Origin of the sequence: Streptomyces sp. OR43, assembly GCF_008042275.1 — a bacterium.
GTDB lineage: Bacteria > Actinomycetota > Actinomycetes > Streptomycetales > Streptomycetaceae > Streptomyces.
Genome location: NZ_RDBK01000001.1, coordinates 329,009 through 347,870, shown reverse-complemented (window position 1 = coordinate 347,870; position 18,862 = coordinate 329,009). Strand labels below are relative to the sequence as shown.

16 protein-coding genes and 3 pseudogenes are annotated in these 18,862 nt (G+C 68.5%); 8 read left to right on the top strand and 11 right to left on the bottom strand.

Annotated features, from left to right (window positions below; all coding sequences use genetic code 11):
• The 3 genes from EAO72_RS01610 to EAO72_RS01600 all read right to left on the bottom strand — a co-directional run.
• Positions 1-453, bottom strand: a 453-nt coding sequence (locus EAO72_RS01610) for an aminotransferase class I/II-fold pyridoxal phosphate-dependent enzyme (protein ID WP_148015527.1), incomplete at its 3' end; no start/stop codon positions are given.
• Positions 454-457: 4 nt separating this feature from the next.
• A complete protein-coding gene (gntD, locus tag EAO72_RS01605) occupies positions 458-1,459 on the bottom strand; it encodes a guanitoxin biosynthesis L-enduracididine beta-hydroxylase GntD (protein ID WP_148015360.1) in 1,002 nt (333 codons plus the stop codon).
• Between the two features lie 260 nt (positions 1,460-1,719).
• Positions 1,720-2,757, bottom strand: a complete 1,038-nt coding sequence (locus EAO72_RS01600; RefSeq protein ID WP_148015359.1) for an ornithine cyclodeaminase family protein — start codon at positions 2,755-2,757, stop codon at positions 1,720-1,722.
• A 177-nt stretch (positions 2,758-2,934) separates the two neighbouring features.
• Between EAO72_RS01600 and dpgD the strand changes: the two genes are divergently transcribed.
• The 6 genes and pseudogenes from dpgD to EAO72_RS01575 all read left to right on the top strand — a co-directional run bounded on the left by dpgD (position 2,935) and on the right by EAO72_RS01575 (position 7,382).
• Positions 2,935-3,738 carry an enoyl-CoA-hydratase DpgD gene (gene dpgD / locus EAO72_RS01595; protein WP_222724059.1) on the top strand — a complete coding sequence of 268 codons (804 nt, stop codon included), beginning with the start codon at positions 2,935-2,937 and terminating at the stop codon, positions 3,736-3,738.
• Between the two features lie 141 nt (positions 3,739-3,879).
• Positions 3,880-6,000 carry an ArnT family glycosyltransferase gene (locus tag EAO72_RS01590; protein ID WP_222724058.1) on the top strand — a complete coding sequence of 707 codons (2,121 nt, stop codon included), beginning with the start codon at positions 3,880-3,882 and terminating at the stop codon, positions 5,998-6,000.
• A gap of 124 nt (positions 6,001-6,124) precedes the next feature.
• Positions 6,125-6,211: pseudogene (locus EAO72_RS43745) on the top strand (cold-shock protein); the annotation flags it as partial.
• Positions 6,212-6,373: 162 nt separating this feature from the next.
• Positions 6,374-6,514: a hypothetical protein gene (locus tag EAO72_RS43740; RefSeq protein WP_315986283.1), complete on the top strand. Its 141-nt coding sequence runs from the start codon at positions 6,374-6,376 to the stop codon at positions 6,512-6,514.
• A 44-nt stretch (positions 6,515-6,558) separates the two neighbouring features.
• Positions 6,559-7,098: a GNAT family N-acetyltransferase gene (locus tag EAO72_RS01580; protein ID WP_148015358.1), complete on the top strand. Its 540-nt coding sequence runs from the start codon at positions 6,559-6,561 to the stop codon at positions 7,096-7,098.
• A gap of 98 nt (positions 7,099-7,196) precedes the next feature.
• Positions 7,197-7,382 carry a hypothetical protein gene (locus EAO72_RS01575; RefSeq protein WP_148015357.1) on the top strand — a complete coding sequence of 62 codons (186 nt, stop codon included), beginning with the start codon at positions 7,197-7,199 and terminating at the stop codon, positions 7,380-7,382.
• Between the two features lie 1,347 nt (positions 7,383-8,729).
• Here the strand turns inward: EAO72_RS01575 and EAO72_RS01560 are convergent.
• Genes EAO72_RS01560 through EAO72_RS01550 form a run of 3 tightly spaced genes read right to left on the bottom strand, consistent with a single transcriptional unit; the run spans position 8,730 to position 12,600 of the window.
• Positions 8,730-10,916 carry a protein kinase family protein gene (locus tag EAO72_RS01560; protein WP_148015356.1) on the bottom strand — a complete coding sequence of 729 codons (2,187 nt, stop codon included), beginning with the start codon at positions 10,914-10,916 and terminating at the stop codon, positions 8,730-8,732.
• A complete protein-coding gene (locus tag EAO72_RS01555) occupies positions 10,913-11,746 on the bottom strand; it encodes a hypothetical protein (RefSeq protein ID WP_261991267.1) in 834 nt (277 codons plus the stop codon). The genes EAO72_RS01560 and EAO72_RS01555 overlap by 4 nt, the downstream gene beginning before the upstream one ends.
• A 17-nt stretch (positions 11,747-11,763) precedes the next feature.
• Positions 11,764-12,600, bottom strand: a complete 837-nt coding sequence (locus tag EAO72_RS01550; protein WP_148015354.1) for a vWA domain-containing protein — start codon at positions 12,598-12,600, stop codon at positions 11,764-11,766.
• A 463-nt stretch (positions 12,601-13,063) separates the two neighbouring features.
• On the opposite strand from EAO72_RS01550, the pseudogene EAO72_RS43945 reads away from it, so the two are divergent.
• Positions 13,064-13,314 (top strand): annotated as a pseudogene (locus EAO72_RS43945) (nuclease-related domain-containing protein); the annotation flags it as partial.
• A 660-nt stretch (positions 13,315-13,974) separates the two neighbouring features.
• On the opposite strand, the gene EAO72_RS01545 reads toward EAO72_RS43945, so the two are convergent.
• The 4 genes and pseudogenes from EAO72_RS01545 to EAO72_RS01530 form a co-directional block, all read right to left on the bottom strand.
• A complete protein-coding gene (locus EAO72_RS01545) occupies positions 13,975-15,138 on the bottom strand; it encodes a caspase, EACC1-associated type (RefSeq protein WP_187284886.1) in 1,164 nt (387 codons plus the stop codon).
• Positions 15,135-15,497 (bottom strand): effector-associated constant component EACC1, encoded by a 363-nt coding sequence (locus EAO72_RS01540; protein WP_148015352.1) that lies wholly within the window; start codon positions 15,495-15,497, stop codon positions 15,135-15,137. Before EAO72_RS01540 ends, EAO72_RS01545 begins: the two co-directional genes overlap by 4 nt.
• A 200-nt stretch (positions 15,498-15,697) precedes the next feature.
• A pseudogene (locus EAO72_RS01535) lies at positions 15,698-15,924 on the bottom strand (transposase family protein); the annotation flags it as partial.
• A 128-nt stretch (positions 15,925-16,052) separates the two neighbouring features.
• A complete protein-coding gene (locus EAO72_RS01530; protein WP_148015351.1) occupies positions 16,053-16,475 on the bottom strand; it encodes a secondary thiamine-phosphate synthase enzyme YjbQ in 423 nt (140 codons plus the stop codon).
• A 131-nt stretch (positions 16,476-16,606) separates the two neighbouring features.
• Between EAO72_RS01530 and EAO72_RS01525 the strand changes: the two genes are divergently transcribed.
• On the top strand, positions 16,607-17,698 hold the full coding sequence (locus tag EAO72_RS01525) for an NAD(P)-binding domain-containing protein (protein WP_148015350.1): 1,092 nt from the start codon (positions 16,607-16,609) through the stop codon (positions 17,696-17,698).
• Positions 17,699-17,705: 7 nt separating this feature from the next.
• Here EAO72_RS01525 and mltG read toward each other — a convergent pair whose 3' ends face one another.
• Positions 17,706-18,557 (bottom strand): endolytic transglycosylase MltG, encoded by an 852-nt coding sequence (mltG, locus tag EAO72_RS01520; RefSeq protein WP_148015349.1) that lies wholly within the window; start codon positions 18,555-18,557, stop codon positions 17,706-17,708.
• Between the last annotated feature and the right edge of the window lie 305 nt (positions 18,558-18,862).

Below are 18,862 nucleotides of genomic sequence, written 5' to 3'. Positions count from 1 at the left end.
GACCAGGCCGGCGAGCTCGTCGACGTCGGGGTGCCAGTCCCGCGCCGGGTCGAGGTGCCAGTCCTTGATGGTGCAGCCGAGGGCGGTCACGTACTCGACGAGCAGGTGGTACCCGGGCCGGACGACGACGACCTCGTCGCCGGCATCGAGGAGTGCGGACATCACCAGGGCCAGTGCTTCGCCGGAGCCGCTCGTCGTCATGACCCGGTCCGGGTCGACGCCGCCGGTGTGCCGGGCGACGGCGGCCCGTACGGAGGGGGCGCCGAGGGAGTAGCCGTCGTCGAAGACGAGCCGGTCGAGGTCGTCGTGGCGGAGCGAGGTCATCTCGCGGAGTTCGGCCATGGAGTACGAGTGGACGCCGCTGGAGCTGATGTCGAGGTCCGCGGTGAAGTAGGACTCGCGGAGCCAGTCCTCCAGGGGGGCGGGCCGGAGCCGCCTGGGTACGGAGGTCATCGGCTCAGGCCCCCGCTCGGATCGCCCTGGCGTCGCGGGCGCCGCGGGACTTGCGCAGGTCGCCGGTGACGTTGATCCGCTTGAGCCAGCGGTCGGTGCCGTCGTGGCGTGCGGTGAAGGGCTTGCGGCCGTGGACGACCCGGAAGTTGTCGAGGAAGCAGAAGTCGCCGCTCTCGAGGACGAGGTCGAACATGGCCTCGTCCATCGCCTTGCAGAGCGCCTCGAGGGCGAAGCGCGCCTCGGCGTCGTCCTCGGGGACGTCCATGAAGTACGGGTCGGCGCGGACGTAGGGCCGGTCCGGGACGCCGAAGAGGATGGCCACCGGCTCGGGGTTGGTCTGCATCATCTCGATGTCCTCGAACGTCTCCGCGTCGGCGGCGGAGTTGTTCTTTCTGAAGTGGGACTCGTCGGGACGGATGGTGAACCGCTTCTCGAAGAGCACGTCCCTGACGTCGTCGGGCAGGCGCAGGTCGTCGGCGTAGCCGACGGTGGTCGCCGCCTGGTAGGGGTTCCTCAGGCAGGCGAAGGAGAGGAAGTCGCCCCGGAGCGGGTGGAAGGCGTCCTCGGTGTGCCAGGTCAGGAGCGCCTTGCTGCTGGAGCCGAGCTGCTCGTGCTCGTGGCCCTGGATCGGGATGATGTCGTGGATGAGCCGGCCGTCCTGCTGGGTCGCCCAGCAGAAGGGGTCGCCGATCAGGGAGCTGTACATCATGAGGAGGAGTTCCTCACGGTGACTGGGCGACGGCTGCGCCTGTCCGCGCCAGTGCGCGGGGGTGCGTCCGAGGCGCTTCTCGTCAACCTGGTAGCCGGATATGCACAGCACTCCGGAGAGCTGTTCCAGCCGGAACGCGTTGAGGTGGTGCCGGATCCGGCGGGGCAGTTCGTGGGCGAGCAGGGTGGCGCGGTGCAAGGCGTCCTCGGAATCGAGGGTCTCGAACTCGCCCTCGACCGTGTCGAGGAGCTCGTCGACCGCGCCGATTTCGGTCACGTCGAGGATCAGTTTTTCCATGGTGGAACTACCTCCGTGCTTTTCAGGGATGACTGCATTTCGGATACGCCATCGAGAAGTTCTCTCCGGCCCGTTGAGAAGGTGCCAACCGAGCGGCGCCTCAAGGGCGCAGCTGGTCGCGATCCTTCGACATCGACATCCGCACATGGGATTGCTGCTGTGTGCTCTGCGCTGCCGCAGCGAACGCTGGTTCGCACTCCTCACCGGGCGATGGGCGCTTCCGCGCGGTGACATCGCCGGTCAAAGCAGGAGTCGCTGGGTCACGTCACGGCGGCTCCCGCGAGGGGAGACGACGTCGTGCCGAGGTGTGCTGTGTGGATCCGGCCCGCGACCGCCACGTCGTGCAGGGACATCCCGAACGGGTTGATCACGACGCGGTCGGTGGGGGACGTGCGGGGCGAGGCGGTGCCGCTGATGATGTCGCAGAGTTCGGCGGCGACCTCGACGCTGCGGGGGGTGTTGCCGTCGGTCTGGCGTGCGCGCGGCGGCTGGACGTCGCCGGCGCGGTACATCCTGCCGAGCAGCCGTGTGGTGTCGGCGGCGACGAGGCTCCAGTCGTCCACGATCACCTTGTCGGCGCTGGTGAACACGTCCGGCAGCAGGTCATCGAGGGACACGTTGACGACGACGGCTCCTTCCGCGATCCATTCCGCGGGGATGTAGCCGGTGGTCGTGGTCGTGGCCGGGATGACCAGCTCCGCCTCGCGTACGGCCTCCTCGGCCGTGTCCGTGGCCTCGAAGGCGACGTCGGGGTGGGCGGCTCCCAGCCGTTCGGCGAGGAGCGCCGCCCGCTCGGGGACCCGGTCGTGGAGCCGTACGGTCCGCAGGGACGGCCAGCGGCGCAGCGCCAGCCCGAGATGGGCGTCGGCGAGCGCCCCGGAGCCCACGACCGCGACGGAGCGGGTGGGGTGGGCCCAGCTGAGCTCGGTCGCGAGCACGCTCACCGCCGCGGTACGGGCCGCCGACACGCGGGCCGCCGGCATGAGGCAGACCGGGCGGGCGGTGGTGAGGTCGAAGAGGAGGACGAGGCCGTCGGCACGCGCCAGTCCGCGGTCGGGGTTGCCCAGACTCGCGTTGATGATCTTCGTGCCGGCGAATCGTGTGCCGCCGATCTCGACCAGGCCGGGCATGTTGAGGCTGCGACAGGACTCTCCCTGGTCGTTGGTCCAGCGCAGGCAGCTCTCCTCCGGGAGCACCGTGCGCTGTGCCGCGTGGGCCAGGAACACCTCGCGTACGGCATCCACGACGTCGACCGTCTCGATGAGCTTCTCCACGTCACCGTCGGTGAGCTGAAGCACGGCCCCTCCTGCACTTTGTTCGCGTCACACGGGGACTGGAACGGAAAGCGCGAATCGCGCTCTCCGTTGCACTATGGCCCGGCCGTGCGCCGGACATCAATATGCGGCTCGAACGGCAATTCGCACGTTCAACTGCGTCCGCGCTCCGGTTGAACACGGATATCTACAGTGCGGGCCATGATGAATCTGTCGCGGGTGCGCTACGAAAAGGCTGATCACGTCGCCCGAATCACGTTGAACAGGCCCGAGGTCCTCCATGCGATGGATCTTCGTATGCACGAGGAACTCTGCGAGATATGGGACGATTTCGAGGCGGACGACGCTATGCGGGTCGCCCTGCTGGCCGGTGAGGGCACCCGCGCTTTCTCCGTGGGCCAGGATCTCAAGGAACTGGCGGCCCGGGAGCGGGCCGGTCTCGCCGCGCCGTCGACGTTCGGCAGCCGTGGGAAGCCCGGCTGGCCGCGGCTCACCGAGCGGTTCGACCTGACCAAGCCGGTCGTCGCGAAGGTGCGCGGTCACGCGCTGGGCGGTGGTTTTGAACTCGCCCTGGCCTGCGACATCGTGGTGGCCTCCGAGGACGCGCGGTTCGCGCTGCCCGAGGCCGCGCTCGGGCTGATCGCGGGGGCCGGCGGCGTGTTCCGGCTGTCCCGGCAGGTGCCGTGGAAGACGGCCATGGGGCACCTGCTGACCGGGCGCCCGATGGGCGCCGTGCGGGCGTACGAACTCGGCCTCGTCAACGAGGTCGTACCGCCCGCGGAACTGGACGACTGCGCCGAGACGTGGGTGGCGGACCTGGTGCGCAGCGCCCCGCTGTCGGTCCGCGCCATCAAGGAGGCGGCGACCCGGTCGGTCGGTCTGTCCCTGGAGGAGGCTTTCGCGGCCGAATACCCTTGGGAGCGGCGGCGGATGCACAGCGCGGACGCGGTCGAGGGTCCTCGCGCGTTCGCCGAGAAACGCGAACCGAAGTGGCAGGGCCGCTGATCGGCCGCATCCACATCGTCGGATTCCGCCGACACCGACCGGCCGAATCCCTACCCCCGGATTCCGCTCGGCGTGGTGTTCGGCGCCAGCAACACCCAAGCTTCCTGCCATGGACACATCACGTTGTGAATGCGGTCGACGATGACCGCCCCGCCGGTCACCACCGCCGACGCCCCCACGTCGGAACGCGAGCCGGCACCGCCCGGCCGCCGCAGACGCTGGGAGGTGTGGAAGTCCCCCACGGACCAGGCCCGTTGGGCGAGACCCGCACTCCTGGGCATCGCCGCCCTCGCGGCCCTGCTCTACTCCTGGAACATCACCACGAGCGGCTACGCCCCCTTCTACGCCGTCGCGGCCCGCAGCATGTCGGAGAGCTGGCGGGCCTTCTTCTTCGGCGCCCTTGACCCGGGTGCCACCCTCACCCTCGACAAGCTCGGCGGCTTCCTCTGGCCTCAGGCGCTGTCGGCCCGCCTCTTCGGGTTCCACGCCTGGTCACTGACGCTGCCTCAGGCGATCGAGGGCGTCGTCAGCGTCCTCGCGCTGTATCGGGTCGTACGCCTCTGGGCGGGCGTCGTACCCGGCCTGCTGGCGGCCGGCATCATGACGCTGACCCCCGCGGTCGCGTCCATGTTCGGCCACTCCATGGGCGACGCGGCGATGACCATGTGTCTCGTCCTGGCCGCCGACGCCTGCCAACGCGCCATGTTCAGCGCCCGGTTGCGCCCGCTCCTGATCGCCGGGGTGTGGATCGGCCTGGGCTTCCAGGCCAAGATGCTGCAGGCATGGCTGATCCTGCCGGCCCTCGCCGTCGGCTACCTCGTGGTGGCACCCGCGCCGCTGCGCCGCAGGGTGGTCCACGTGCTGACCGCGGGCGCGGTCACCCTCGCGGTCTCCCTGTCGTGGATCGCGGTCCTCACGTTCGTACCGGCGTCGGAACGACCTTACGTGGACGGAACCACCGACAACAGTGCGTTCAGCATGGTCTTCGGCTACAACGGCCTCAACCGGTTCTCCCGCGACCTGATCTCCGGCTCGGTCAGCCAAATGAACGACACGGTCGGCCCGCCACAGGGCGAGCACGCGCCGGGCATGCCGGACCAGACGGGCTCACCCGACTCGGCCGGCGCGCCGAACCCGGCCGGCGCGCCCGACACGTCGCCGGGCGGCCACCCCTCCGGCGGCGGGTCGGTCCCCGGCAAGCTCCTCGGCAGCCGCTTCGCCCCGCAGGTGGGCTGGCTGTACCCGCTGGCGCTGACGAGTCTGATCCTCTGCGCCGGCTGGCGGCGCAAGGTCCCGCGTACCGACCGGCTGCGCGGAGGATACGTCCTGTGGGGCGGCTGGCTGGCCATCAGCGCCCTCGTGCTGAGCGCCATCGAGGTACCGCACACCGCGTACGTCGCCATGCTCGCGCCCGCGCTCGCCGCGCTGTCGGGGGCCGGTCTCGTGGCCCTCTGGCAGGCGTACCGGGAGGGCCGGAGCGTGCGGGTGCTGCCCGCGGTGATCGCGGTGGAACTGGTGTGGAGCGCCTTCCTCTGCTTCCTCTACCCGGACTTCCTGCCGTGGCTGCCGTGGCTGCTCATCCTGACCGGCCTCGTCGCCGTACCGTCCCTCGTCCTCGCCCACCGCAAGGGCCGACGGACCGGCAGGCTGGCCCTGGTCGGGCTGGCGGCCGGACTGGTCACCCTGTTCGCCGGGCCCGCGGCCTGGTCCCTGTCGGTGCTCGACCCGATGTACGCGGGCAGCGCGATGGACGCGTCGGCCGGCCCGTTCGCCACGGGCGGCAGCGCGGTGCGACGGGCGGCCAACGTCGTCGGGGTCGGCAACGCGCCGCGCGGCACTGCCGCCGCCGCGGCGTCGCTCAACGAGTCGGACGTCCTCACCGACAGCCAGCACAAGCTGCTCACGTACACCCGACAGCACGGTGACGGCGCCAAGTTCGTGTTCGCCAACGACTCCGCCGTCATGTCGTGGAACTACATTCTGGCCACCGGCGCCCCCGTGCTGCCGATGGGCGGATTCAGCGGCGGCTCGCCGACGCCCGCACCGGCGGAGGTCAAACGGCGCGTGGCCGAAGGGGAGTTGCGCTTCGTGCTGCTCAGCGCCGACGGCTGGCAGGGCTACGCGCAGACCCAGGGCCACAAGAACGCAGCCGTGGACGCGGTACGCGCATGGGTGAGGACCGACTGCACCGCCGTACCGCCCTCCACGTTCGGCGGCAACGACAAGGACATCCAAGGCACTCTCTACCGCTGCGGCAACTGACCCGACAGGACCGTTCAATCGGCGGCCCTCGCCTCGACGGCACGGTCACCACTACGCTCTCCCACCGGAATCCTCGGGCAAGGGGCCCGTACGGGCACCGGGCCCGGTTCCGGTGGGAAACGTCATGGTTACCGGTCGCGTGGTGCGTTTCGACAGTGTGCGGGGTTATGGGTTCATCGCGCCGGAGACCGGCGGGGACGACGTGTTCCTGCACGTGAACGACACGCACGTGGCCGAGGAGCTCGTGCGCCCCCGGTGTGAGGTTGGAGTTCGAGATCGAGAACGGCGAACGCGGGCCGAAGGCGTCCGCGGTCCGCCTCGCCCCGGGCACGGAGGACAGGCCGGCGGTCCGTTCGACGACTCGCTGTGCGACGTGCTCAGCGCGGAGGAGTTCCTCCGGGAGGTCACCGAGGTCCTCCTGACGTCGGCCCCGTCGCTCACCGGCGAGCAGATCCTGCAGGCGCGCGCCGGGCTCGCCCGGTTCGCGAAGGGCCACGGCTGGACAGAGGGTTAATACCCGCTCTATCCCTGGCGGCACAACCCTGGAATTCTTCCGGGATGCAGATCGAAACCCCCCGTCTCCGGCTCAGACGTTTCCTTCCCACCGACGTCCCGGATTTCGCCGCCTACCGCTCGGACCGCGAGGTCGCCCGTTACCAGAACTGGGATTTCCCCTTACCTCTCGCGGCGGCCCGCCGTCTGGTCGCCGAATACTCCCGCCGCGATCCCGCCCGTCCCGGCTGGTTCCCCTACGCGATCGAACTGAAGCAGGACGAGCGCCTCATCGGCGACATCGCCGTACACCGGCACCCGGACGGCGCGACAGCCGAACTGGGCTTCAGCATCGCCCGCCCCCGACAAGGCCAGGGCTACGCCTCCGAGGCCGTCCGCGGCATACTCGCCGAACTGTTCGGCCAGGGTCTGCGGACGGCCGTGGCCGAGTGCGACATACGCAACACACGCTCCGCGCGCCTGCTGGAACACCTGGGCTTCACGTACACACGACAACACGGCTTCTTCGACCGGCAGCGACACACCACCGTCGAAATCAGCCAGTTCCTTCTCCCCGCAGAGCGATGGGCGACGCCGAAACAGTAGCGCCGGGCGCCGCCGAAGAATGGCCGAATTCAGAAGGGCGTCGTTCCTCGTCCGTAGACTGGATTGCCCGGACTCTCATGAGGAAAAGGAAGTGCCGCATGACCAGGTCTCACGGAACCACGCGTCGACGGGCTCTCAGGGCCGGCGTGACGGCACTGGCCCTCGCGGCCGCCCTCACGGCCTGCGGCACCAACGACAAGGAAAAGGCCCCCGACCAGAGCGGCGCCCCTACCCTGAGCTCCACCCCGACCCCGTCCAACACGCCCTCCCCCAACGCTTCGTGAGCCTCCACCGGGCCGRCCGGAAGCCACGCTCGGCGTGAACCGAGGCACCCGGGGCCGAAGCCTCCGGCAGTTCTTCGCGAGAGAAGACCTGCCGGAAGCCCGGCCCCGGCCGGCCCGAGGTCGATCCCCCGGCTGCGTCATGCGGCGCTTCCCCGACGTCCGACGTCGAGACCATCACCAGGCGCACCACGGGCCATGCCCGGGTGACCGCTGAGAAGGTCTGACTCCCGCCGCACGGCATCAGGGACTGGACCGCGATCGGCTCATCGGCGTTGCCACTCCTCTGCCAGGTGTCGGTAGGAGCGGACCCGGGCGAGGTGGTCGTGGGTGATGGTGTGCTCGCCGGGGTCCGGGGCGATGTCGGGGGAGCGTCCCGCCCGGGTCGTAGGCGAACAGGTCCCGGTTCCAGACGTGTTCGAGGTACGTGATCGCGGTCCGGCCGATGACCTGCCGGCGTCGTACCGGCCCGGGGCTGGTGGTGGTGCGCAGCATCGCAACGCCTTGCCACAGGTATCCGGCGGCTGCCGCGAGAACGATAAGCCCGGCGAGCCGCCCGTCTGTACCTCCTGCGGTCTCGTCGCGCATCTTGTAGGCGGTTGTTCAGGCAGTCGACGACATTGCGGCCGAGCCGGTCCACCGCTGCGGCGACCAAGCCGTCGTACGGGCCCTTCTCGTCACGGAGCCACGGGCCCAGGCTGGGGCGGATCACGGGATCGGTGGCTCCGGAGACCTCCCGGTCGTCCGCCCAGCCGATGATGTGAGCACCGACGGAGCGGCGGCGGTGAGCACGTTCTCGCGCCGGCGCTCAGGCGAAGACGTCGCCGGCTTCACGCGCGACAGCCGCCGCACTCCGAGCAGGCACGTGCCGCATCCGTCGTAGGGTCGTTCGATCGCATTAGGTCCGTACCGCGCATATCTCCTCCCCGTTCGAGCGCGCATGGTACGGAGAATCGGCGGCACGACCCAGCTGAACGATCTTGGTCAGCCCAGGAAGCTCAGCCGCACCTGCCGGTCCGCATTGTCGACGTTCGTGTCCACCAACCTCCGTTAAGACAACCCCAGGCTATCCGCTGCCTGCGCACGCACTGTGCCCGTGCGGCGCCCCTCCCGGGAGAGGGCATCGCGGACGGAGCACCAGCGAGGTACAGGAAAGCCGACCGCGGCTGCTCCGCCGCTCTGGGATCACAGCATCGGGCCAGGCTCAGACTTTTCCGCGTATCACGACGGGGCATTGCCGCCAGTGACAAGGCATTCGGGCAGTCGAGCGCCTGCCGAGTAGCCGGTCCGGACTACGAAGCAGTTACGACGCTGGTCAGCAGGTCTGACGCGACGATAGGGCGCGATTCCTCAGCGCCCGATGTAGAGGAACCATACATAGTGCGCGTAGGACAGCCCTCGTCGTCGGAGCCTGGCTGTGTCCACCGAGTCGCTGAGCGCCCCGTGGAGCGCACTGTTCTCCTGGAGAGCGACGGTCCGTCGGCTGAACTCCTGCCGCTGTCGCGCAGCGTCTTCGCCTGCGAGCGCGTTCTCTCGGGCAAGCCGCTTCTGGCCATCCTCCCATCGTTTCCGCGCCGATTCGCGCAGCGCTTCGGTAGCGGACTCCAGGGTCTGGCGCTGGCCGGTGAGCTGAGCCCGGCGGCGGGCGTTGTCCTGCTCAATCGGCAGTCGCTCCGTCGGGGTGAGAGCGCTTGGCTGACGGGCGACAGCGGAGTTGTACAGATCCTTGCGCCAGATATCGAGTGCGACGGCCTTCGCCTCACCGATGCCCGGGACATTCACGAAACGGCCGCTGCGCAGCTTGAGTTCAGCGCCGACGCTGTTGTAGGAATTGTTCTGCACTGCCCGGTAGCCCGTGAAGTCCGCTGCCGTCCGGATGCCGACGTCGGCGAGACGGGCAGCGAGTGTCTTCCCGATGCCGTGCGGGGGGGACTGGGCGATCAGCCGCCGGTCGAGCTGATCCCGGACGTACGCCGTCTGCTTGGCAGCGAGCGCCTTCGCCAGGGCCTTGCTGAGCTCCTCCGAGAGCCCGTCGATCTTCTTGGCGATGTCGCGTTGCTTGCGGATCTTGCGCTGTTCAGCTTCCTTGAGCTCGGCGTGGTATCGGGCTATGAGCTTCTCCTGTTCCTTGGGGTACGCGGCGGTCCGTTTCGCCTCTTGGGCGTCGAACTTCGCCTTCTGCTTGCGCAGCTTCTCGGCTGCCTTGACCGGGTCATCGAGCTGGGCCAGTTGTGCCGTGAGCCCCGTCAGAACGGCCTGGGACTGTGCCCGCTCGACCCGGCGGCTCCAAGCAATCATGGTGATGGCGGCAGCGATGACGACGGGCGCCCCTATTCCAGCCGGCGGCAGCGGGCCTCCGACGACGAGCAGAAGACCGCTCATGGCCAGCAGCAGTGGCACCAGCACGGCCGTGACCACGTCCAGGACCGCTCGAGTGCGGAAACAGTCCGGTGCCGCCCCGGGTGGCGCGACCTGCGGTGGCACCGCTTGCGGTGTGACGTGCCCGTTCATCCAGCCGGGGAGTCCGCCCGCGCCACCGGGAGCAGTAGTCACGGGGGCAGCCGGTGCGCTGGTCGTCGTAGCGGCGGTGCGTTGCTTCGGGATGGCATCGGAGAGCGGGGGGAGCAGATCGAGCGGCTGAAAGGCCAGGGACCTCACCTGGTCAGCGAGACTGCTCACCGCCCGGTCGGGATGAGCGAGCAGCGTCTGCAGTCCAGTGGAGCCGCCCGGCCTCTTGAAGTCATCCTCCGTGAGCAGCAAAAACTCGCCACTCGGCTCGTGCAGCCTGTTCCAGAGGGCAGGGTCGGTGGCGATCGACTTGAGCGACATGAAGATGACCCATGCCGAGAACCTGTCCAGCGTCACACCGAAGTCGTCGTTTCCGCGCAGAGGCGACTGATAGTTACGGTGCCCCCGCTCCGTGCCGCCGAGCCCGGACAGCGCCGGCACATACATGCCGTCGTAGTCGACCAGGCGCAGGGTGTCGTCGTTGGCGACGAGCAGGTTGCCGTGCTGCAGGTCCCCGTGAGCAATCTCGTGCCGGGACAAATCGCCGGTCAGAGCTGCGAACCGGTCGGCCAGGCGGTCGACGGCGAACCTGTCCGCATGGTTGGCGTCGAGCCAGGAGGACAGGGTGACCGCCTCGATCCACTCCATCTTCAGGACGGGATATCGCTCCTGGCCCACAGTGATCGCGTCAGGGAGATAGTCGAAGCCGAGGTTCCACGGCTGAGAGAGCTCGGCCTGGTCCAGGCGTGCCAGGCGGGCGCTGATGGCCTGATAGCGCCGTTCCTGATCGGGGACGTAACGGGTGAAGCATTTGACCGCATACCGGCGACCCGACGTGGGCGAGGTCAGCGAGAAGACACTCGCGAAGGCGCCGGAGATCGCGCGAGGCAGGCCGAGCTTGGTCACTTCCGGTCGCGCGCCCCTGAGTTCGGGGTGCTGGAAGCACAGTTGGGTGTGCTGCAGCGCCTCCGCGTAGGCGGCGCCACTGGGAAACTGCCGCTGCGGAACGGTGGGGGATCCCACGGTCATCGCCCTTCGAAATCGATCCGTACGACGGCAACGTCGTCGTTGCGTAGCTGCTGACGCTCCCGGAGACCGTTCAGCCAGTCCACGAACGCGCCACGGTCGTCGGGAGCGGAGAACTCCAGCAGTTCCCTCAGCGCTTCGGCTTGGTCGGGTACCGACAGGAACCATGCCGCCAGTGCGTCGGTCATGAGGAACAACCGGTCGCCCGGCAGGCACCGGCCTCCGGTGTACCGCGTGCGGCCGGCCAGCAGGGCCGCATCACGGTTTCGGCTGCCGAAGAGGTCGGGGACGGTACCGAACTCTTCGGCGGACCCCACCGGGAAAGCCTCGACGAGCTGGTCGTTCCGCAGATGGAACAAGCAGCTGTCCCCCAGGGCGGCAGCCTGCCACCGCCATGCCGGGGAAAAGGCCTCGGCGTCCGTCTCGGAAACGTTTTCCGGGTCCACCCGCACGGTGAGCAGGGTTGCGTACGCACCCTCGGCAAGCTTGGTGTGCTCGTACCACTTCAACGGGCGCCCGTCCGCGACGCGCTCCTTCGTGTACTGCTCGAGCCAGGGCTCCCACTGGTCCACGACCGACGCCGCGAACTCTTCGAAGGCGTGCCCGCCTTGCAGCAGGTCGGGCCGCTCCAAAGCATGCTCGGCCGCCGCACGGGACAGAAGCCGGGCCCAGTCCTTCGCCAGAGCGCTCTCAGTTGCCCCGTCACAGACACCGGCAGTGATCGGTTCCCGCAGCATGTGGTCATGCGGATGGTCTGGCAGCACGACGACGGCGTCCTCGCATTCCGCCTGCGTGCTGCCGTGCTTAGGGGCTACGAGGTGCGTGACGTACACGCAGGAAGGTGGTTGTGTCACCGCAGTTCAGTGGCACGGGTGCCGATGTCGAGAAACTGCACGACCGTGGTGATGTCCGCGTTGTAGACGAAGCCACGGGTGGTCTCGCTGACCCGCTGCCCCTGCGAGGCCGCGTATGAACGCATATGGCTGGGCAGAGGGCTGGACATGGAGAAAAGGGTGCGGGCATAGCTGTCGGGGAGCCCGTCGGTGGTGTCCGGGAACGCGGTGGGGGTGCCGCCCGCGGCGGACACGTGGAGGTTGAACAGGAGAGCCGCACCATCAGCCGTTGCATGCGAGGTGATGGCCTCGGCGGCAGCCGTGGGATCGCCGTCGGTCGACTCCCCGTCCGTCAGGTTGATGACGATCGGCGGGAAGCTCGCCGGGAAGCGCTCAGTCCAGCCGGCAACGAGGCTCTCGGCATACTGAAGAGCGCGGTTCATCGGCGTCCCGCCATGGGCTACCGGGTCCATCCACAGCGGGAAGTTGACCGAGGTCTCGACCAGGCCGCCCGCACCGTCCGGCACCTTCTTGGTCCGCTCGTCGACGCGGGCCGGGTTGTCCGCCACCTCGCTGAGCGGAACGATGTCCCGTCCGCCGAGCGCACCGGCAAAGGCGGAGCCGACGGTGGCGCCGTAGCCGACAACCGCTACGTGGAAGTAGTCGCGGACGCCCTCTTCCTTCGCGCACTTGACCGAGAGCTCGGTGAGGAGCCGGTTGATGGCGTCGGCGACGACATCGGCCTTCTGTTGAGGGACTTCACCGCCGATGGGGTCGCTCATGGAGGTCGACTGATCGACGAGGAAGATGATGCTCGTCGGATTGCTGCGGCTGATCTCGGCCGTGTACGGCACGTTGCGCTCCTGGCGGACTGCGAAGTGATCGGTCGTCGGAGGAGCTCACGCGACGCACATACGTTCCGACTCCCGGCACAGGCCGGGACGCCGAGACCCCCCGGTCGCATCGTAATCCGACGAACTTCATGTGCGGGCGGAAGCTATCAAAGTGCCTCCCTGTCTTTTTCGTGCTCGCCTCCTACGATCGCGGCATGCACCGCGCCTCCCAGCTCGGCGCACGAAGGTGATCGCGACGTCGTCGCCTCCAAGGGCCCGACGCAGGTTCCCAGTTGGGTGCGGAACGTGGCGCATTCACTCCGCAGCATCGCTCTCCGCTCCGGCCCCGCGCACATGCCCGACTCCGCTGCAGTGCCTCTGTCCCGGATTCCGACGTCAGGCTTTCCCCAGGGCCTTTCTGTCGTCGGCGCGCTCGACAGGGCAGGTCGACCGATTGTAACTACGGGGATACGCGATCCAATAGGTGGGGAATGCGCATGCGAGAAGGCTGATCACCGAGTCGGAGCTCGACCATGAACGGCGTGGCCTCAATGCCATCCGGGAGAAACTGCCGGACGGCGCCCCGTGACGTGCCTGGTCGAACTTCACCTTCACCGGGAGCAGCGGTCACGTCTGCGAGGTGGACCTGCTCGTCGTCGCCCCCGGCGGCATCTGCATGGTTGAGCTCAAAAGATCTGGCACGGCTCCCTGCCTAGCGAGAACGGCACCTTCCTAGCGAGGCAGAGGGCAACCATGATGAGACGGCCCTCTCCGACGAGGGCAATCGGCTTCGATTGAAGGCGGCGGAGCCTTCCGAAAGAGGCGCGCGGCCCGTTGCGCGCAGTGGTCAAGGCCGCCTGCCACGCGCAGGCGCGGCAGGGAGGCGACCACCGCCGCTCCGCTCCTGGACCTCGCCCGCGATTATCCGCTCCTTGTATTTCTAGAGCTTCTCCCGCTCCTCCCACATCAGATATTCAGCCAGCTTGTCCACCTCGTCCCACGCGGCAGTCCCCCCTGGCAGAAGGCGCTCCCGACTCGTCGTGCGATCAACCCACGCCATCGGATTCCGGCCTGTACGCCCGAAGGCGCCGACACGCACAACAGAGCCCTGCCACAATCCCTCTCGGGACGAGCTACTCGTCCCCATCGGCTTGCGAGGAAGGATCAGCAGTGGCGCAGAGCCGCAAGGGGCATTACCGGGCAGCGACTTACGTCAGGCCCACGACGGTCTCCCGACGCATGAAGAAGCCCGCCACTTGGGTCGTGGTGACTCTGGCAGTGCTCGCCATCGCCGCCTGGAACACCCTCTTCGGCGGCGGTTCCGATGCTCCCGCTACAACACCCCAGCAGACGACTCCCACTGCCCAGGTGTCGCCAGCCCGATAGGCCGAGAACTCAACCCCGCTCGGGACGTACGGTACTACCATCCTTCCTCCGCCAGAGTCTCCTGGCCCATGTCTGGGGCTTCCGGTCTTCTGCCGCAGAAGGCGTCAAGTCGCGGACGCTGTCAGCCTGTTCTGCGCGGATCCTCTCCCACACCTCCTTCCACTGCCGCACCTGGTCCTCAGGTACTCCGCACGCAGACAAGTACGTGGGGATCGCAGTCCAGGTACGCGGAAGCGTCTCGCGATTCAGCAAGTTGCTGACCGTGCCGTCCGCAATCTTGCGGCCCGATCGTTGACTGATCGCCTTCTGCGACAGCCCGGACACCACACGGACGTCCCCGAGCCGCGTGATGAACCCCTCGGCTGTCCGGATACCACCGGGCGAGGGCCAGGCGCGGAGGGACGGATCCAGGCCACCGGACATGCCGACGGGAAGGTCCGGGTCGAACGCCCGGTTTCGACCGAGAGCCAGTCGGGCTCCCGTGTTCCGATTTCTGGCCTGTGGCTCGGGGCGCGACTGAGCGGCCAACGCCACCCGCAGGTGCCGGTACACCGCGTCGAGCTCCAGCAGCTCGGGACCTCCGACTATTCCGCTGCGCAGAACTTCCAGCAGTTGGCCGGTGAAAGCCGTGTAGGTCTCACCTGGCGGAGCGAGAGCGGCACTCGTTTCCGAGGATGCGGCTAGAAGGTAACTCCCCTCCACTGAAGCGTGATCGACCAGCTTCGGGGGGCCGCCGGCCATGGTGCCCAAGGCGAGTCCGCTGAAGCAGCAGTCCAGCAGGAGGACCTGCCGTTCCGAGCGCCCCGCCAGGACTGCCTGCCGCAGCCATTCGTAGTGGAGAGACGACTCCGGCCAGTCCTGCTGGGATTTGGGCAACGCCAGCTGCAAACGACTTTGCAGATCGACCAGGCCGTGTCCGGCATAATATACGAGCAGGGTGTCCCGGGCCTCCAGGGCAGCAGCCCGCAGCGCGGCCATCACCTCGTCGGTGGACCCGGGGTTCGCCAAGATCACACAGTGCTCCGGCCGCAGCTGCCATGAGGTGGGCGACGCGAGCGCTTCGGCGAGTGCGGCGAGATTGTTGGTAACGGCTGGCAACGGCTCAAGGTGATCGAATCGGCTCGATCCGATGAGGACGGCACGCGATGCTCCCGGATCAGGCAACACACTCACTCGCCTCGGCTCTCCCCACTCTGCCCGTCGTCGAGGACGCGGATCACACGCCGCACTTCGTCGTCGCTGCAGTTGGTGAGCGCAATGGTCGTGGCGTCCCTGGTGATCGTGATCTGCGGGCTCTGCGGTCGAGTCTGCTTCCAGGCGACGACAGCCATCACGAATGAGGCCGCACTCCAGCCATTCTCGGTCACCATCTTGATTACTTCCAGGGTCGACCCCATTTGCCCCGGCTGAGGGGGCCCGTCCGCCTTCACCTCCGAAGTGGAGGACCGCCGCACGGCTGCGTCGTTCCGCAGCCAGGCATGAAGCGACCGCAGTTCGCCGGTACCTTGCTCCATACGCAGATCAACGTGCATGACGCCTCCCGATTCCCGACCTGCTGTCCTACTCGAACCTGCGGATACATCGTCGTTCAAAGTTCGGTCGGGCGAGGGCAGTTCCCTGGAACTTCCGCATGGTCAAGCCAGGAGGGACGTGACCGCCGAGGGCACCACCACCAGCGACGGCCCCCGCGCCCCGGCCGCCGACACGGCCGGCTCCGAACGCGGGGGCTGTCTTCGGCAACGTAGTGGTGGGCGGTCGTGGTTCCGACCGCAAAAGCCAGCGGCGAGCTGGGCATAGGCGTGTCCGACGCGGAGGTGGGCGAGTGCGAGGAGGGCTTGGCGGCCGGCGCTCAGCCGCCGCCACCGGGGCCCGATCGCGCGGCGGGTGCCCTCGCAGCTGGTGTGCGAGGAAGCGCAGCGTGAAGCTGGACACGTCGATGCCGGATGGATAGACAAGCATGCGAAGCCTCTAATTAAGACGGCTTTCTTGGTCGAAAACCCATCTACCAGGGACTTCATCCTGTTGTCAGCTCAACTGCACGATGAGCGACAGTGGTTGGAAAGAGCTCAGTGACGGCAGACGCAGCCCTATCCGAAGAACGACAGACGGACGTGACGGTTTGCATTGTCGCGATTTGTATCCACGAGGCACACCGACTGCCAGGTTCCCAGCTCCAGGCGCCCCCCGATCACGGGCAACGTCGCGTGCGGCGGGACGAGAGCCGGGAGCACGTGGTCGCGGCCGTGGCCCGGGCTGCCGTGCCGGTGTTGCCAGCGGTCGTCCGCGGGAAGCAGGGCGTGCAGGGCGCTGAGGAGGTCGTCGTCGCTGCCCGCGCCGGTCTCCAGTACCGCGATCCCGGCGGTCGCGTGGGGAACGAAGACGTTGAGCAGGCCGTCGCGGCCCGCCGCCGTCCGGGTGAGGAACTGTTCGCAGTCGGACGTGAGGTCGGTGACGGTCTCCGTCGTGCCCGTGGTGATGTGCAGGACGCCGGTGGTGAACGCAGAGGACATGGGCACATTGTCCTGCCCGCACCGCGGGATCGCGCGACCACGCACCGAGCTTCCCGGTCGGATGAGCCGAAGGCGGCCGCGGGAAGATCCGCGCAGTCGATGCGGTTGGTAGAAACGTGAACAATCTCGGGATGCGCTCAGTGGATGTCGTGGTGATCGGCGCCGGGCAGGCGGGGCTGTCCGGTGCGTATCACCTGCGTCGCAGCGGTCTGGTACCGGACCGCGATTTCGTGGTCCTCGACCATGCCCCGCGTCCCGGCGGCGCCTGGCAGTTCCGCTGGCCCTCGTTGACGTACGGCAAGGTGCACGGCATGCACGCCCTGCCCGGCATGGAGCTGACGGGGGCCGACGACAGCCGGCCCTCGTCCGAGGTGATCGGGGAGTACTTCGACACCTACGAGCGCACCTTCGGGCTGCGGGTGCACCGGCCCGTGGAGGTGAGCGCCGTGCGTGAGGGGACGGGCGGGCGGCTGCTCGTCGAGACGTCCGAGGGGACGTACGCGACGCGCGCCCTGCTCAATGCCACCGGGACCTGGGACCGGCCGTTCTGGCCGCGCTACCCGGGGCAGGAGACCTTCCGCGGGCGGCAGTTGCACACGGCGAACTACCCGGGGCCCGCCGGGTTCGCCGGGCAGCGGGTGGTCGTCGTGGGCGGTGGGGCCTCCGGGACGCAGCACCTGATGGAGATCGCCGAGGTGGCGGCGGACACCTACTGGGTGACGCGCCGGCCGCCGGTGTTCCGTGAGGGCCCGTTCGGTGCCGATCAGGGCCGGGCGGCCGTGGCCATGGTGGAGGAGCGGGTACGGCGCGGGCTGCCGCCGCAGAGTGTCGTGAGCGTCACCGGGCTGCCCGTCACGGACGCGGTCCGGCGGGCCCGCGAGTCGGGGGTGCTCGACCGGCTGCCCATGTTCGACCGGATCACTCGGGATGGCGTGGCCTGGGACGACGGTCGCACCGTCGAGGCGGACGTCATCCTCTGGGCCACCGGGTTCCGGGCCGCCGTCGACCACCTCGCCCCGCTGCGGCTGCGTGAGCCCGGGGGCGGGATCCGGGTCGAAGGGACGCAGGCCGCGCGCGACGAGCGCGTCCATCTCGTCGGGTACGGGCCGTCCGCCAGCACCATCGGCGCGAACCGGGCCGGCCGTGCCGCCGTGCGCGGGATCGGCCGGCTGCTGGAGCGCGCCGAGTCCGCCTCGGAGGGGGCCGTGTCCGTGTCCGCGTGAGCACGGTTCAGCCGGTTCCCGAGCCGCGGCGGTTGCGGTTGAACTCGGCCACGTTGCGCTGCTGCTCCGCGTAGTCGTCGGTGAAGCGGGTGTCGCCGGGCGCGACCGTGACGAAGTACAGCCAGGGGCCGGGGGTGGGGCTGATCGCTGCCACCATCGCCTGCTCACCGGGGTTGCCGATGGGCGTGGGCGGGAGTCCCTTGAGTGCGTAGCTGTTGTACGGGCTGTCGGTCTTCGTGTCGCCCGTGCTGGTGTCCAGAGTGCTGCGGTTCAGCGCGTAGTTGAGCGTGGAGTCCATCTGGAGGGGCATGCCGCGGTCGAGCCGGTTGTGGATGACCCGGGCCACCTTGCCCATATCGGGCGCGGTGTCCGCCTCGGCCTGGACGATACTGGCGATCGTCACGGTCTGGTACACGGTGACGTTGTTGCGCTGCGCTCCGGCCGTGATGTGGTCCGCACCGAAGCGGCTCCTTGCCGTGTCGACCATGTAGCGCAGCAGGCTCTTCGGGGTCGTGCGTGAGGTGACGGGGTACGTCGCCGGGAAGAGGTAGCCCTCGGGATTGCCCTTCGCCTCGGCCGGCAACGGCAGGTCCGCCGTCGCGACGGCCTTCTTCGTGGTGCCGACGGTTTGCCCCAGAGCCTTGTCGGTGGCCATGTACACCTGTGAGGCCCGCCATCCCTCCGGAATCACCAGGGAGCGAGCCTGTTCCGCGGTCTTGGGCTCCCTGGTCAGCAGCGGCACGAGGACGGCGGCGGCCAGTCCGGCTACGAGCACGGCGGCGATGAGCAGCAGCAGACGCCCCCTGCGGGTCGGGCGGATCCTGCGGTGGGGACGGGTGTCCGGGGACTCGTTCACCATGCAGGCACGCTATCCCGCGCGGATCGTGCCGTCGGTACCTCGTCCGTGACGACACGCGGCGGGCACCATGCGACGCGAACACACGAACAGGGGATCGGGTGTTCGCTGGAACGCGTGATCGTATCGGCATTCGTTGCTCAACGGCCTGACGGCGGTTGATGATTACAGGGCGCAAGCGACGGGCTGCAGACCGCGACTGTGCTGTCCCAGAGATTCACCATGCACAAGGAGAAACACCCGATGAACCTGATCACCAACCTGCTGGCCGGCGTCGTCCACTTCGTGGGTTGGCTCATCTGACCATT

What these genes read in the sequence shown, in the direction of transcription:
- EAO72_RS01560 (WP_148015356.1), bottom strand. Translation starts at nt 10,916, where the DNA reads ATGACCGTGGGATCCCCCACCGTTCCGCAGCGGCAGTTTCCCAGTGGC.
- EAO72_RS01530 (WP_148015351.1), bottom strand. Translation starts at nt 16,475, where the DNA reads ATGTCCTCTGCGTTCACCACCGGCGTCCTGCACATCACCACGGGCACG.
- dpgD (WP_222724059.1), top strand. Translation starts at nt 2,935, where the DNA reads ATGATGAATCTGTCGCGGGTGCGCTACGAAAAGGCTGATCACGTCGCC.
- EAO72_RS01580 (WP_148015358.1), top strand. Translation starts at nt 6,559, where the DNA reads ATGCAGATCGAAACCCCCCGTCTCCGGCTCAGACGTTTCCTTCCCACC.
- EAO72_RS01590 (WP_222724058.1), top strand. Translation starts at nt 3,880, where the DNA reads ATGACCGCCCCGCCGGTCACCACCGCCGACGCCCCCACGTCGGAACGC.
- EAO72_RS01540 (WP_148015352.1), bottom strand. Translation starts at nt 15,497, where the DNA reads ATGCACGTTGATCTGCGTATGGAGCAAGGTACCGGCGAACTGCGGTCG.
- gntD (WP_148015360.1), bottom strand. Translation starts at nt 1,459, where the DNA reads ATGGAAAAACTGATCCTCGACGTGACCGAAATCGGCGCGGTCGACGAG.
- mltG (WP_148015349.1), bottom strand. Translation starts at nt 18,557, where the DNA reads ATGGTGAACGAGTCCCCGGACACCCGTCCCCACCGCAGGATCCGCCCG.
- EAO72_RS01525 (WP_148015350.1), top strand. Translation starts at nt 16,607, where the DNA reads ATGCGCTCAGTGGATGTCGTGGTGATCGGCGCCGGGCAGGCGGGGCTG.
- EAO72_RS01575 (WP_148015357.1), top strand. Translation starts at nt 7,197, where the DNA reads ATGACCAGGTCTCACGGAACCACGCGTCGACGGGCTCTCAGGGCCGGC.